Consider the following 14789-nt stretch of genomic DNA (forward strand, 5'->3'; position numbering starts at 1 on the left):
ACCATCTCAATCCCCACGTTCCACGCCGAAGCAGTACTAGTGACAACCAATCAAGTGCGCCGAATAGTCAACGTTCCACCCATGAGCAACCAGCATCAGACATTCGCTGATGTACTGGCCTCTGACCAGGCAAAGCCCGGTAAGAAGTGCTCCTTAGAAAGGAGGTGATCCAGCCGCACCTTCCGGTACGGCTACCTTGTTACGACTTCGTCCCAATCGCCAGTCCCACCTTCGACGATTCCCTCCCACAAGGGGTTGGGCCACCGGCTTCGGGTGTTACCGACTTTCGTGACGTGACGGGCGGTGTGTACAAGGCCCGGGAACGTATTCACCGCAGCAATGCTGATCTGCGATTACTAGCAACTCCGACTTCATGGGGTCGAGTTGCAGACCCCAATCCGAACTGAGACCGGCTTTTTGAGATTCGCTCCACCTCGCGGTATCGCAGCTCATTGTACCGGCCATTGTAGCACGTGTGCAGCCCAAGACATAAGGGGCATGATGACTTGACGTCGTCCCCACCTTCCTCCGAGTTGACCCCGGCAGTCTCCTGTGAGTCCCCATCACCCCGAAAGGCATGCTGGCAACACAGAACAAGGGTTGCGCTCGTTGCGGGACTTAACCCAACATCTCACGACACGAGCTGACGACAGCCATGCACCACCTGTACACCGACCACAAGGGGGACCCTGTCTCCAGGGTTTTCCGGTGTATGTCAAGCCTTGGTAAGGTTCTTCGCGTTGCGTCGAATTAAGCCACATGCTCCGCTGCTTGTGCGGGCCCCCGTCAATTCCTTTGAGTTTTAGCCTTGCGGCCGTACTCCCCAGGCGGGGAACTTAATGCGTTAGCTGCGGCACGGACGACGTGGAATGTCGCCCACACCTAGTTCCCAACGTTTACGGCGTGGACTACCAGGGTATCTAATCCTGTTCGCTCCCCACGCTTTCGCTCCTCAGCGTCAGTATCGGCCCAGAGATCCGCCTTCGCCACCGGTGTTCCTCCTGATATCTGCGCATTTCACCGCTACACCAGGAATTCCGATCTCCCCTACCGAACTCTAGCCTGCCCGTATCGAATGCAGACCCGGGGTTAAGCCCCGGGCTTTCACATCCGACGCGACAAGCCGCCTACGAGCTCTTTACGCCCAATAATTCCGGACAACGCTTGCGCCCTACGTATTACCGCGGCTGCTGGCACGTAGTTAGCCGGCGCTTCTTCTGCAGGTACCGTCACTCTCGCTTCTTCCCTGCTGAAAGAGGTTTACAACCCGAAGGCCGTCATCCCTCACGCGGCGTCGCTGCATCAGGCTTTCGCCCATTGTGCAATATTCCCCACTGCTGCCTCCCGTAGGAGTCTGGGCCGTGTCTCAGTCCCAGTGTGGCCGGTCGCCCTCTCAGGCCGGCTACCCGTCGTCGCCTTGGTAGGCCATCACCCCACCAACAAGCTGATAGGCCGCGGGCTCATCCTTCACCGCCGGAGCTTTCCACACGGAGGTCATGCGACCCCGTGTCGTATCCGGTATTAGACCCCGTTTCCAGGGCTTGTCCCAGAGTGAAGGGCAGATTGCCCACGTGTTACTCACCCGTTCGCCACTAATCCACCACCGAAGCGGCTTCATCGTTCGACTTGCATGTGTTAAGCACGCCGCCAGCGTTCGTCCTGAGCCAGGATCAAACTCTCCGTGAATGTTTACCCGTAATCGGGTGACACTCGCGTTGAGCGGAACGAGCGGGCGGAATAAGCCTGCTCGTTCACAGCGTCCTCGCTGTGTATTGCCTACCGTCACACAAGGTGTCGGCAGGACTTTCAAAGGAACCTCATCTCCCGGATGTTTCCGGTCGACGGGGTATCAACATATCTGGCGTTGACTTTTGGCACGCTGTTGAGTTCTCAAGGAACGGACGCTTCCTTTGTGCCTGTTTCACCAGGCTCTCCGGGCGCTTCCCTTCGGTCTTGCGTTTCCGACTCTATCAGATCCTTGCGGCTCCGATTTTCGCCGGTGCGTTTCCGCCTTTCGGCTTCTTCGCGTTTCCAACCTTACCAGATCCGTTTCCGTCTCCGGCCCCCTGTTGGAGTGGGGTCGGCCGCTTCGCTTTCGCTTTTCGGCCTTTCCGACTGTATCAGATCCGATTTCGTTCCGTTTCCGGTTCGAATTCAGTTCCGATTTCCTGTCGGGGTCACTACTTTAGCGGAATTCCTCGGTGACTCATAATCGAGTCCCGGTCCGAATTTCGGCATACCGAAATTGTTCCCGGTGAGGGGCCGTGCAGTAGTGGTGTGCCGCGAAGCGGCGGGATGGCTGCCGCAGAACCGTTACGGCTGTGTGGCAACTCGGAGAACACTACGGATGGGCCGGGGGTGTGTCAACTTGGGTCAGCCAAGGTCGTTGAGGCGGCCTTCGGCGTCCGGTTGGGCGTCCTCCACTCGGCGCAGGAGCCGTGTCAGGACCTCGCCGAGGCGGTGACGGTCGTCGCTCGAGAGGTCCTGGAGAAGGTCCTCCTCGAAGACGGTTGCCAGGCGCATGGCCTCCAGCCACTTGTCGCGGCCTTCGTCGGTCAGCTCGACGATCACGCGGACCCGGTTGTTCTCGTCGCGCTCTCGTGTGACCAGACCTTCGCTCGCCATGCGGTCGATGCGGTGGGTCATGGCGGCCGGCGTGAGGCCGAGGCGCTTGGCGAGTTCGCCGGGGCCCATCCGATAGGGGGCGCCGGAGACGACGAGGGCCTTGAGGACCTCCCATTCGGCGTTGCTCAGGCCGAGGGTTGCCGTCTGGCGCCCGTAGGCGACGTTCATCCGGCGGTTGAGGCGCTGAAGTGCGGAGACGACCTGCTCGACCTGGGGGTCGAGGGCCTGGAACTCGCGCTGGTAGGCCGCGATCTGCTGCTCGAGGCTCGGCTCGGTCGCGTCGGGGGCCGCATCTGAGGGCTCAGGCATGCGGCGCAGTATGACACGAAAGTCATTGGCGTCGAAGTCCTTCCTTGTGTAGTCTTTAGCTTCGAACTTTAGAGTTGAAGTCTTCAAGGCGTGACTGTCCGGTCCCGTCGTGACGGGCTCGGCTTCGAGGTTCGTCCCTCTTATTCGTCTTTTGAACTGACCTAGGTAGGTGAGTGTGACCACCGCGATGGGCGCCGCGCTGCGCCGGATCCAGCTGGGGAACGCCCTGAGTGCGTTCGGGAACGGCTTCACGGTTCCGTATCTGTACGTCTATGTGGCGAAGGTGCGGGACCTCGGTGCGAGTACGGCCGGTGTGGTGCTGGCCATGCTGGCCGTGTCCGCGCTGGTCGTGCTGCCGATGACCGGTCGGGTGATCGACCGGCGGGGTCCGCTGCCGGTGGCCATCGTGGGTACGGTCTCGGCCGCCATCGGGGCGCTGGGCCTGGGGTTGTCGGCCACGGAGCCGCTGGTCGTCGCGTCGGCCGTGGCGCTCGGTGCGGGGATCGCGGTGATACAGCCGGCCCTCGCGACGATGATCGTGTGGTGCTCGACGACCTTGACCCGTTCGCGGGCGTTCGCGACGCAGTTCTTTCTGAACAATCTCGGGCTGGGTGTGGGCGGTCTGGTCGGCGGACTGCTGGTCGACGCCGCGCACCCCGCGAGTTTCGTGCGGCTGTTCGCCATCGAGGCCGTGATGTTCCTGGTGCTGGGTGCCGCGATTGCTTCCGTACGGCTGCCTCGGGCGCCGAAGGTCGAGGATGCGGTGCCGACCGGGGAGCGGCCCAAGGGAGCGTGGCGGGCGCTGCTCGGTGACCGGCGGATGATGTGGCTGTCCGTGCTGGGCTTTGTGCTGTTCTTCGCCTGCTACGGGCAGTTCGAATCGGGGCTCGCGGCGTACGCCACCGAGGTCACCCGGATCGCCCCGGCCACGCTCGGTATCGCGCTGGCCGCCAATACTGCGGCGATCGTGGCGGCGCAGTTCGTCGTGCTGAAGCTGGTGGAGCGGCGGCGGCGCAGCCGGGTGATGGCGGTTGTCGGGATCATCTGGACCGTGGCGTGGATAGCCGCGGGGGTCTCCGGGCTGGTGCATGGTGCGCCGGTCGTGGCGACGACGTTGCTGATCTCGACGTATGCGTTGTTCGGGATAGGTGAGTCGATGCTGTCGCCCACGGTGGCGCCGCTGGTGGCGGATTTGGCGCCGGCCTCGTTGATAGGTCAGTACAACTCGGCGTTTGCGCTGGTCAAGCAGCTGGCGTTGGCCGTTGGACCGGCCGTGGGCGCCTTGATGGTGGGGCATGGGATGTATCTGGCGTACATCGGAATGCTGGTGGTGTGCGCGCTGGGGATCACGGGGTTGTCGTTGCGACTGGGGCGGATGCTGCGCCCGGGGCAGGACAATCCGCATCGGCTCGTGGCGGCGGTTCCCGCGCCGCGGTCGGAGACGGTGGCCGCGGCCGCGTGACGGTGTGGGGACGGCTGGTGGGGCAGCCGTCCCTGTGGTCGGCCGGCTCGGTCATGACCGGAGGAGCGGAGCGCTATTCCCGTTCGGCCAGTCGGTCCAGGCGGGCGCGGTGGGCCTCGGTGAGCTGGAGGCGTTCCGCGGCGAGGTTCTCCTCCAGGTGGTTCACCCGGGCGGTGCCCGGGATCGGAAGGATGACCGGCGAGTGGCCGAGGAGCCAGGCGAGGGCGACCTGCGTGGGAGTGGCGCCGAGCTCGGACGCCACGGCGGCGATCTCGGCCTTCGCCCCCGACTCTCCCCAGGCGACGGGGCGCCAGGGCAGAAAGGCGATCCCGGCCGCCTCGCAGGCCGTGAGCACGGGCTCGTGCTCACGGTCGAGCACGTTGTAGCGGTTCTGCACGCTCACGATGTCGACGATCTTCTGTGCCTGGGCGAGTTCGTCGGTGGTGACCTCGGACAGTCCGATCCGGCCGATCTTGCCCTCGGTCCGGAGGTCCCGCAGCGCCCCGAGTTGGTCGGCGAGCGGCGTCTCCGGGTCGATACGGTGCAGCTGAAGCAGCTCGATCCGCTCGACGCGCAGTCGGCGCAGGGCCTGCTCGACCTGATCGCGCAGCACCTCCGGCCGCCCGTCGAGCTTCCACTCGGCTGAGGGGCTCGATCGCGCCAAGCCGACCTTGGTGGTGACCAGCAGCCCGTCCGGGTAGGGGTGCAGGGCCTCGGCCAGGAGTTCCTCGTTGGCTCCCCCGCCGTACATATATGCGGTGTCGATCAGTGTGATGCCCAGCTCGACGGCCCGCCGGGCGACCGCGAGAGCGTTCTCACGGGCGTGGCCCGGCTCGGTCGGCAAGTGCATGGCCCCGAACCCGAGCCGCCGTACGCCCAGGTCCCCGCCGATACGAAACGCAGTGGGTGTCATGCGCCGTCCTCTCCCCCTCGCTCAAGTGACAAAGCTAACAGGGCAGTTGGCGAGGCGACGGTCGTTCGGTGAGGGCGGCCCGCACCATGGCCTGAGCAACGGGCCGGCTGACCGGCGAGGCGCTGCCTAGCTGCGCGGGAGGGCGAATTCGCACCAGACGGCCTTGCCGCCGCCGGGGGTGCGGCGGGAGCCCCAGGACGAGGCGATGGTCGCGACGATGGAGATGCCGCGGCCGGCCTCGTCGGCCGGCTCGGCGCGGCGGCGGCGGGGGAGGTGGTCGTCGCCGTCGGTGACCTCGACGATCAGCCGCCGGTCCGTACGGCGCAGCCGCAGCCGCATGGGGGGTGTGCCGTGCTGGAGGGAGTTGGCGACCAGTTCGCTGGCTGCCAGGACCCCGAGGTCGTGGAGTTCGGGGGAGAAGCGCCAGGAGGCGAGGACGCCGGAGGCGAAGGCGCGGGCGCGGGGGGCCGCTTCGGTGCCGCCGTGGAGTTCGAGGGCGGCGTTGTGGAAAAGCTCGGCGTCGTGGCCGGTGCGCTCGGGGTGCTGGAGGACGAGGATGGCGACGTCGTCGTCGTGCGTGGCGGTGATGCCGAGGGCGCGCAGGAGGCGGTCGCAGACGATGTCGGGGGCGCCCGTGGCGCCCGCGAAGGCCGCTTCCAGGGCGTCGACGCCGTGGTCGATGTCCTTGTCGCGGCGTTCTACGAGGCCGTCGGTGTAGAGAACGGCGCTGCAGCCGGGGCCGAGGGGGACGGAGCCGGAAGTGTGCAGCCAGCCGCCGGTGCCCAGCGGCGGCCCGGTCGGCTCGGCGGCGCGGCGGACCGTGCCGTCGGCGTCGCGGACGAGAATGGGCAGATGGCCGGCCGAGGCGTAGACCAGGCGGCCTTCGTTGGGGTCGTGGACGGCGTAGACACAGGTCGCGATCTGGCTCGCGTCGATCTCGGCGGCCAGCCCGTCCAGCAGCTGGAGCACCTCGTGGGGCGGCAGGTCCAGACGCGCATAGGCCCGTACGGCGGTACGGAGCTGACCCATCACGGCGGCGGCACGCACCCCCCGGCCCATGACGTCCCCGATGACCAGGGCCGTACGGCCCGCGCCGAGCGTGATCACGTCGTACCAGTCCCCACCGACGGCCGCGTCCGTGCCGCCGGGCTGATACGTCGCGGCGACGCAGAGGTCGTCGGGCTGCTCCAGCTCCTGGGGCAGGAGGGAACGCTGGAGGGTGACGGCGGCCTCGCGCTGGCGCGCCTCACTGACGCGGAGGCGTTCGGCGGACTCGATCTGGTCCGTGACGTCCGCGCCGAAGACCAGGACGCCTTTGTGCGGGGCGACGCAGGCGACCTCCGGGTCGGGCGCCGGGCCGCTGGCGGCGACCTCGATCGGGGTGCAGGTGAAGGTGAAGTAGCCGTCGCGGGTACGGTCCGGGCCGGCGCCGCCAGGGACCTTGCGCGACTTGACCGTACGGGGCTTGCCGCTGCGCAGGACCTGGTCCATCAGCGGGAGCAGGCCCAGTTCGGCGAGCTCGGGGAGGGCCTCGCGGGCCGTGTGGCCGGCCGGGCGGGGGCCGAAGACGTCGGCGTAGGCGCCGTTGACGTACGCGATGCGGTGCTCGGGGCCGTAGACGACCGCCACCAGGGCGGGGATGGTGCCGAGGATGTCGTGGACGGACAGCGCGTCGACGGTGGGGGGCACGGCCAGCGGGGCCGGTCCGTCGGGGGAGAGTCGTTCGGCGCGGGCGGCGGGGACGGATCCCGTACCGGGGGTGGTCGGCGTGTCGCCCGCCCCCGGGGGTGTGGCGGACGGCGTCGGCGCGGAGGGCCCGGCGGGGGGTGTGGCGCGGTCGGATCGCGCGGCGGTGCGCCGCTGTGTGCCGGGGAGCTTGGCGCTCCAGCGCGTGAAGATCACGGAGGGGTACCTCTTACTTCGCGTCGTCGCGCGGGATCGGGCCGTCGGCATGAGGGGACTCCCCTTGGCTCCGCCCGGCCCAGGGCCGGTGGAGGGTCGGCTGGGGGCACCCTCGGCGCCCTCTCGCGGAATGCAGCAAACGTCCAGAATCCTCGTGATTGTCACTCTTTGCAGATACGAGCCCACCCATGGTCACACGTCCAGTGTGGCCGACCGGACTGGCATCCGTCAGACGTCGGGGGCTCGGCGTGGAGTTCCGCGTTCCGGTGCATCCGGGCGCCCCTTGACTGATGCGACGCCAACTCCCTTGGCCGAAAGGGTTCGTCAACTGGCTTCGTTGTGCCGGCCGGTTCCCGCGGCGAGTTCGAACTCGGCGCGCGGGTTCTCCAGCGAGCCGAGCGAGACGATCTCGCGTTTGAACAGGCCCGCGAGGATCCATTCGGCGAGCACCCGCGCCTTGCGGTTGAAGGTGGGCACCCGGCTGAGGTGGTAGGCGCGGTGCATGAACCACGCCGGGTAGCCCTTCAGCTTGCGCCCGTAGACATATGCGACGCCCTTGTGCAGGCCGAGCGAGGCCACCGATCCGGAGTATTTGTGCGCGTAGTTCTCGACCGGGCCGCCGCGCAGGGTGGCCACGATGTTCTCGGCGAGCACCGCTGCCTGGCGGACGGCGTGCTGGGCGTTGGGGGCGCAGGTCACGCGGGGCTCGTCGGGCGTGGCGGGCGGGTCGGCCGTCAGATCGGGAACCGCGGCGGCGTCACCGGCGGACCAGGCGTGTTCGACGCCGTCCACCTGGAGCGCGGCGGTGCACTTGAGGCGGCCGTGGCCGTTCAGCGGCAGGTTGGCCGCGGCCAGGATGGGGTGCGGTTTGACGCCGGCGGTCCACACCAGGGTCCGGCTGGGGAAGCGGGCGCCGTCGCTGAGGACGGCGATGCGGTTCTCGCAGGAGTCCAGCCGGGTCTCCAGCCGTACGTCGATATTGCGGGAGCGCAGCTCACGTACGGCGTACCGGCCCAGCTCCGGGCCCACCTCGGGCAGGATGTGGTCGGTCGCCTCCACGAGGATCCACTTCATGTCCTCGGGCTCGATGTTGTGGTAGTAGCGCACGGCGAAGCGGGCCATGTCCTCCAGTTCGGCCAGCGCCTCCACGCCCGCGTAGCCGCCGCCGACGAAGACGAAGGTCAGCGCCGCGTCGCGGACCTCGGGGTTGCGGGTGGAGGAGGCGATGTCGAGCTGTTCCAGGACGTGGTTGCGCAGGCCGATGGCCTCTTCGACGGTCTTGAAGCCGATGCCGACGTCGGCGAGGCCCGGGATGGGGAGCGTGCGGGAGATCGAGCCGGGCGCGAGGATCAGTTCGTCGTACGCCACCTGGATCGCGCCCTCGCCGGTCTCCTCGGCGGCCAGGGTCGTGATGACGGCCTTGCGTTCGGCGTGGTCGATGGCCGTGACCTCGCCGATGACGACCTGGCAGTGGGGCAGCACCCGGCGCAGCGGTACGACGACATGGCGCGGGGAGATGGAACCGGCCGCGGCCTCGGGCAGAAACGGCTGGTACGTCATATACGGCTCGGGATCGACCACGATGATCTCCACCGTGCCGCGCCGCAGCTCCTGCTTCAGCTTCCGCTGCAGCTGCAGGGCGGTGTACATCCCGACGTAACCGCCGCCGACCACGAGAATGCGCGCCACTTCGTTGGAAGACACTGCCGTCACAGAGGTTCTCCTCGCGAGGTCGAGCCGACACCACTGTTCCATGACGCACCCCGGGAACGGCTTTGTCCACAGGCTCGTCGAAATGTGTGACCGGCGGCGGGTAACGGTCCGGACGGTCATCTTCCGCGGGTGCCGGGCAAGGTGCGCAGGTCAGGGCGCGCGTGGCGGCCTGCGGACGGGTACGCAATCGGGGCGGATCCGGTCCGTTGGGCCGATCGGGGGGCGCAGTGTGCGGAACACCCCCTTCATTCTTGACCCGGGCTCAACTATGTTCGTATCTCGTTGGGGTGCACCCTCTGTCGGTACGCCCCGACCGTCAGGGCGGGGAGTCTCCGGGGGGAGACGTCATTACCGGGGGAATCACTATGCATATTCAGGGCTCTCATTGGCCGACAGCCGTCGCCACTGCGGACAGCGCGTCCGACGGCGGCGGGACCAACGGCCACAACAACGGGAACGGCAACACGGGCGGCAACGCCGGCGGCAACGGCAATAGCAACGGGGTGCATGGCGCCAGGGCCGGTATCGGCCTGGGTGCCGGCGGCCGGACCACTCCGCTGCGGGTGGACGCGCAGCGCAATCTGGAGCATGTGCTGCGAGCCGCGCGTGAGGTGTTCGGGGAGCTGGGGTACGGCGCGCCGATGGAGGATGTGGCGCGGCGGGCCCGGGTCGGTGTCGGCACCGTCTACCGCCGCTTCCCTAGCAAGGACGTCCTGGTCAGGCGGATAGCCGAGGAAGAGACCTCGCGGCTGACGGACCAGGCGCGGACGGCGCTCGGCCAGGAGGACGACGCATGGTCGGCGCTCTCCAGGTTTCTGCGGACCTCGGTCGCCTCGGGTGCCGGGCGGCTGCTGCCGCCGAGCATTCTGCGGGTGAGCGCGGACGCCGAGCGGTCGGCTGAGGAGCTCACCGAGGCGCGCGTGCCGCAGCAGCGGGTGGGGTCGGAGGCGGACGTCACGGACGGCACCCTGCGGGTGGTCGCCCAGCGCGTCGCGCCGGAGGAGGAGCGGAGCGAGCCGGCGGCCGCTGCCGAGGTCCCGGAGGGCGGGGCGGACGCCGTCGAGGAGACGGCCGGTGCGCAGGCGCTGCTGGAGGTCGTCGGGCGGCTGGTGGAGCGCGCGAAGACCGCCGGTGAGCTGCGGGCCGATGTGACGGTCGCCGACATCCTGCTGGTCATCGCCACGGGCGCACCGTCGCTGCCCGACCCGGGACAGCAGCAGGCCGCGTCCGCGCGGCTGCTGGAGATCCTGCTGGAGGGGCTGCGCTCGCGCCCCGTCGGCTGAGCAACGGCCGGCGGGCCCGTCCGGGCGCCTCCTTTCGGTGGGGCGCCGGGCGGGTTCGGCGGCCGGTGGGGTGTCGTCCGTACGCTCCGGCGGCGGCTGCCCCGTACGGGTGAACGCTAGTGCGGTCGTACAAGAACGATCCTCGGATGAGTGGTTGCCCGCCGGGACCCTGAAGCCCGGGTGTCCGGTGTGGCACGCTTGCGCGGTGTTCCGGTGTGACGGCGTGTTCGGGGGCCTCGGCGATGGGTGTTGACGGGCGGGACGAGCGGCGCGGCGGTGAGGCGACGGGCGGAGTGGCCCGGCCTCAGGTCCCGGGGCAGACCGGGCCCTTGGGGGCGACTCCCCCGGCGGACCGTGCCCCTGAGCGGCACGACCGTGCCGAGGGCGCCGAGCACGGGGTGCCGGCGCAGCGCGGCCGCTCCGGTGGGCGCGGGCCGGCCGGCGGATCCGTGAGCGATGTGGACGCCGATGAGGGCGCGAGCGCCGGCCTTCCGCCTTCCGACGAACAGCTGATCTCCGATATGCGGGCCGGCGACGACGACGCGTACGTGGAGATGTACCGCAGGCACGCCGCCGCGGTACGGCGCTATGCGCGCAGCTGCTGCCGGGACACGCATACCGCAGAGGATCTGACCGGCGAGGTCTTCGCGCGCACGCTGCAGGCGGTGCGCGGTGGCGCGGGACCCGATTCCGCGGTGCGCGCCTATCTGCTGACGACCGTCCGGCGGGTTGCCGCGGCCTGGGCGAAGACCCAGAGACGGGAGCAACTGGTCGAGGACTTCGCGGTGTTCGCGGTGTCCTCGGCCGGGTCGTCGCGGGACGACGACACGCTGGACCTGGGCGCGGATGTCCGGGCCATGCACGAAGCCGAGCAGTCGATGGCGGTGCGGGCGTTCCGCAGCCTGCCCGAGCGCTATCAGACGGTGCTGTGGCACACCACGATCGAGGACGAGTCGCCGAGCGAGGTCGCGCCGCTGCTCGGGCTGACCGCGAACGCCACCGCCGTCCTTGCGCACCGCGCCCGTGAGGGCCTCCGGCAGGCTTATCTGCAGGCACACGTCAGCCAGTCGCTGACCGCCGGCGGCGACTGCGCCCGGTACGCCGACCGGCTCGGCGCGTTCGCCCGGGGCGGGCTGCGGATGCGGGCCGAGCGGGGGCTGCGCAAGCATCTGGACGGGTGCGCCCGGTGCCGTACGGCGGCGCTGGAGGTCGCGGACGTCAATGAGCGGATCGGGGCGCTGCTGCCGGTCGCGGTCATCGGCTGGTTCGCCGCGGGGTACGCCGTCAAGGCGGCGGCCGCGGCGGTGGGGGTCGCGGGAGCGGGTGCGGCGGCGGGGGCTGGTGCGGCCGCGGCGGCCTCGGGGGCCGGGTCCGGTGCGGCTTCGGGTACGGCTTCCGGTGCGGCGGGCTCCGCAGTGAGCGAGGGGCTGGGCGCGCCGGTCAAGGTCGGCATCGGGGTCGGGGTGGCGGTGGCGGCGGGCGCGGCGCTCGCACTGGCGCTGACCGGCTCCCCGCAGCCGCCGTCGGAGCCGCAGGCGAGGCCACACCGGTCGGTGCCCGCCGCGCCGCGGACGCCTGCGCCTGAGCCGCCGAAGCCCGCACCGAAGCCGATCCCGCCGGCCGCCGGCCACACACCGTCGTCGAAGCCGACGCCCCCTCCTACACCCACACCGACGCCTCCTCCCGAGCCGACGCCCACACCCCCTCCGACTCCGACGCAGACGCAGACGCCGACGCCGACACCGACACCGACTCCCCCGCCGACGCCGCCGAAGCCCACCCCGACACCGCCCACCCCGGAGCCGCCGCCGACTCCGTACCGTCTCGACGCGCTGTCGTACGACGTCGTCGGCGACGGCACCGAGCCGGAGGTGCGGACGTTCGAGAGCAGCTGGCTGTGGCATCGGCAGCGCCCCAGGATCGGTGACACGACGTACGAGCACGGCGTGAGCGTGCACGGCCCGTCCTCCGTGCTGATCGACCTCAACCGGCAGTGCACCGCGTACGACGCGGCCGCGGGCATCGACGATCTGAGCCTGGGGCTGGGCGCGGTGCGGTTCTCGGTGTACGCGGACGGGGCGCGGCTGTGGCGGTCCGGCGTGGTGCACGGCGGGGACCCTGCGGTGCCGGTGCATGTCCCGCTGACGGGCCGTAAGACGCTGCGGTTGATCGTCGAGCCGGTGTCGCCCGGGGACGTGGTGGCGCCGGCGGACTGGGCGCGGTCACAGATCAGTTGCCGGTGACGAAGGCCCGGGGCCTGGGGCCCGGGGCCTGGGGCCCGGGGCCTGGGGCCCGGGGCCTGGGCGTCTTTACGGCACCAGGGCTTTGTTTCACGTGAAACCGCGATCGGCGGCGTCCGTGGGGTTAGGTGTCGCGGCGCCCGCTCACAGCTGCGCGCGGGGCGGCACCACACCTCCCGCGAGTGCCCGCTGCCGCGCCGCCGCGCCCGTCCAGCATGTGCCCCGCCGCGCCAGTAGCCGCCGCAGCCACAGCTCCGTGGAAACCAGCTCGGCGAGCCCGTCCAGCGGGAGCGGCTCGCCCTCGGCCGCCGCCCGCAGCGCCTTGCGCACCACCCGCGCCTCCACCAGCCCCGCATCGGCGAGCAGCGGTGTGTCGAAGAGCCCGACCAGTTCGCCGACGGCGTTGCGCAGCCCGGCCCGTACCGCGGCCGCATGGGCGAGGTGCGAGGTGGCGCCCCAGCCGGGCGGCAGGTCCCGCACTCCGGCGCCGGCGAGGACCGAGCGCAGTACCGCCGCCCGCGCCCCCGGCTGCACCCGCAGGGTGTCCGGCAGCGCGCGGCAGGCGAGCACGACCTGGTTGTCGAGAAACGGGGCGTGCAGCCGCTGATCGCGGATCTCGGCGGCCTGCTCGAAGACGCGGTGGTCGGCGGCCTGGCGGAAGAGTGCGGCACGGGCGCGTCGTTCTCCGGGCCGGCCGATGGCGGGCGAGCGGGTCGCCGCGTCCCCGAGGCGAACCGACACCTGGGCCAGCGCCTCGCCGGTGAGCCAGCGCGCGGCGGGCCCCGGGCGGCACCAGGCGAGGGCGGCGAGTGAGGCGTCGACCGCGCCGCCGGCCACCGGTTCGTCGGCGAACTGCCGCTCCAGGAGGCGTCGCGCCGTATCGGCGATGCCCTCGCCGTAGGGCGTACGGGCGAGCTTGCGGGCGGCGCGGTAGACGGTGAAGGGGACGAGGACGGACTGGGCGGAGGGGCCGTCGGCCTTGGCGAGCGCGGTGACCGGCCGCAGCAGAGGGCGGCGTCGGCGGTCCAGGAGGAGGTCGGCGAGGCGCGCCGGATGGGCGTCGAGGACCTGGCGGGCACCATTCCCGACGAAGTGGTCCGCGCTGCCCGCGAGCAGCCGCCGGCGGTGCCGGGCGGCGGCGGTGAGGGAGGGGCCGGGCTCGTCGGTGAGCGGTCCGGATTCGAGGTCGGCGTACGGGAGGGCCTCTTCGCCCGCCGCGACGACGACATGGCGCAGCCGTGGGTTCTCGGCGATGCTGCGGGCGCGTTCCAGCTCGGCGGTGCGGTGGACCTGACCGCCTTGGGTGGCAAGGTCGTTGAAGGTGACCGCGAGCAGGCGTGCGCCGTGGCCGTTGAGTGTGCCGGGCTGGCCGGGGAGACCGGCGGCGAGCAGGGCGAGGGTTCCGGAGGCGCTGCCGCCGGAGAGGTCGGCGCCGATGCCGGGGGCCGGTGCGCCGCGCGCGGCCCGCCGCTCGGCCGGTCCCATGCCGGGCACCGGGCCGGGGTCGAGGCCGTCCGGGCCGTCCGGGTCGGGGGCGTGCCGCGGGCCGGACAGCCGGGCGCGGACGGCCTCGACCAGCGCCTCGCGGACGCCGTCCACCGCTTGTTCCGGGGCGATTTGGGGCGCGGCGACGGCGAGCGAGGCGGTCGGCTCGTACGAGGCGATGTCGCGGGCGCCGGCGCGCAGCACCAGGGCGTGACCGGGCGGGATGCGCCGGACGCCTTCGTACGGTGTGCCGTCGCCGAGGGCCTCGGGGGCGTCCGGGCAGGCCAGTAGCGCGGCGAGGTGGCCGACGTCGAGGCTGGCCTCTATGAGGTCGGCGAGCGGGAGGGCGGCGGTGGCGTAGGCGGTGCCGCCGGCCCAGGGGGTGTGGAAGACGGGGCGGGCGCCGGCCAGGTCGCCGGTAATGGTGATCCGCCGTCCTACCTGGACGACGGCGGTGTAGCTGCCGGGCCAGGCGGTGAGGTGGCGCAGCGCGCCGCCGCGGGCCGCGAACAGGCCGACGCGCAGCTGGTCGTTGGTGGCGCCGCAGATGCCGAAGACGGCGAGCCGGGTCTCGGGGTCGGCCTGTACGACGCGGACTTCGTCGGGCCGCCAGTCGCCGACGGCCCACAGTGGATCCGGTTCGCCCCACAGGAGTTGGGCGCCGACGGGCAGGACGGCCGGGCCCTCACCGCCGGCGGCCGGTCCCGTGGCGGTACTGCTCCACCCCACCAACCAGCGCATCGCCGCCTCCACCCGATTCCCCGCCCGCCGAGGGACCAACGGCCGCCCCGTACAACGGATTGCCACGCTCTCGCCATGGTGTTGCGCGGACCATGCTGCCATGAGAGCGGCGTGCA

The 14789-nt window shown here is 70.5% G+C and carries 8 protein-coding genes and 1 rRNA gene; 3 read left to right on the forward strand and 6 right to left on the reverse strand.

Annotation, left to right across the window (positions count from 1 at the left end; translation table 11 throughout):
• Window positions 1-157 precede the first annotated feature (157 nt).
• Window positions 158-1686: ribosomal RNA gene (locus AC5677_RS17995) — 16S ribosomal RNA — on the reverse strand.
• A 687-nt stretch (window positions 1687-2373) separates the two neighbouring features.
• Window positions 2374-2934 (reverse strand): MarR family winged helix-turn-helix transcriptional regulator, encoded by a 561-nt coding sequence (locus tag AC5677_RS18000; RefSeq protein ID WP_497196033.1) that lies wholly within the window; start codon window positions 2932-2934, stop codon window positions 2374-2376.
• 175 nt (window positions 2935-3109) lie between these two features.
• On the opposite strand from AC5677_RS18000, the gene AC5677_RS18005 reads away from it, so the two are divergent.
• The gene (locus tag AC5677_RS18005) at window positions 3110-4396 is read left to right on the forward strand and encodes an MFS transporter (RefSeq protein WP_497196667.1); all 1287 of its coding nucleotides are present in this window, start codon (window positions 3110-3112) and stop codon (window positions 4394-4396) included.
• Window positions 4397-4469: 73 nt separating this feature from the next.
• On the opposite strand, the gene AC5677_RS18010 is transcribed toward AC5677_RS18005, so the two are convergent.
• The 3 genes from AC5677_RS18010 to AC5677_RS18020 form a co-directional block, all read right to left on the reverse strand.
• Entirely contained in the window at window positions 4470-5309 is an 840-nt protein-coding gene (locus AC5677_RS18010; RefSeq protein ID WP_497196034.1) for an aldo/keto reductase, read from the reverse strand.
• Window positions 5310-5435: 126 nt separating this feature from the next.
• Window positions 5436-7211: an ATP-binding SpoIIE family protein phosphatase gene (locus AC5677_RS18015; RefSeq protein ID WP_497196035.1), complete on the reverse strand. Its 1776-nt coding sequence runs from the start codon at window positions 7209-7211 to the stop codon at window positions 5436-5438.
• 324 nt (window positions 7212-7535) lie between these two features.
• Window positions 7536-8915 (reverse strand): NAD(P)/FAD-dependent oxidoreductase, encoded by a 1380-nt coding sequence (locus AC5677_RS18020; protein ID WP_497196668.1) that lies wholly within the window; start codon window positions 8913-8915, stop codon window positions 7536-7538.
• A 374-nt stretch (window positions 8916-9289) separates the two neighbouring features.
• Here AC5677_RS18020 and AC5677_RS18025 point away from each other — a divergent pair, with 374 nt between their 5' ends.
• Together AC5677_RS18025 and AC5677_RS18030 are read left to right on the forward strand one after the other, a co-directional pair.
• Complete coding sequence (locus AC5677_RS18025) at window positions 9290-10207, forward strand: TetR/AcrR family transcriptional regulator (protein WP_497196036.1); 918 nt, start codon at window positions 9290-9292, stop codon at window positions 10205-10207.
• Between the two features lie 242 nt (window positions 10208-10449).
• Window positions 10450-12450, forward strand: a complete 2001-nt coding sequence (locus AC5677_RS18030) for a sigma-70 family RNA polymerase sigma factor (RefSeq protein ID WP_497196037.1) — start codon at window positions 10450-10452, stop codon at window positions 12448-12450.
• Window positions 12451-12591: 141 nt separating this feature from the next.
• On the opposite strand, the gene AC5677_RS18035 is transcribed toward AC5677_RS18030, so the two are convergent.
• Complete coding sequence (locus AC5677_RS18035; protein ID WP_497196038.1) at window positions 12592-14673, reverse strand: asparagine synthase-related protein; 2082 nt, start codon at window positions 14671-14673, stop codon at window positions 12592-12594.
• Between the last annotated feature and the right edge of the window lie 116 nt (window positions 14674-14789).

Source organism: Streptomyces sp. JLSY215, assembly GCF_059682825.1.

Coding starts and splice junctions, on each gene's coding strand:
- AC5677_RS18000 (WP_497196033.1), bottom strand. CDS start 2,934: ATGCCTGAGCCCTCAGATGCGGCCCCCGACGCGACCGAGCCGAGCCTC.
- AC5677_RS18010 (WP_497196034.1), bottom strand. CDS start 5,309: ATGACACCCACTGCGTTTCGTATCGGCGGGGACCTGGGCGTACGGCGG.
- AC5677_RS18025 (WP_497196036.1), top strand. CDS start 9,290: ATGCATATTCAGGGCTCTCATTGGCCGACAGCCGTCGCCACTGCGGAC.
- AC5677_RS18030 (WP_497196037.1), top strand. CDS start 10,450: ATGGGTGTTGACGGGCGGGACGAGCGGCGCGGCGGTGAGGCGACGGGC.
- AC5677_RS18035 (WP_497196038.1), bottom strand. CDS start 14,673: ATGCGCTGGTTGGTGGGGTGGAGCAGTACCGCCACGGGACCGGCCGCC.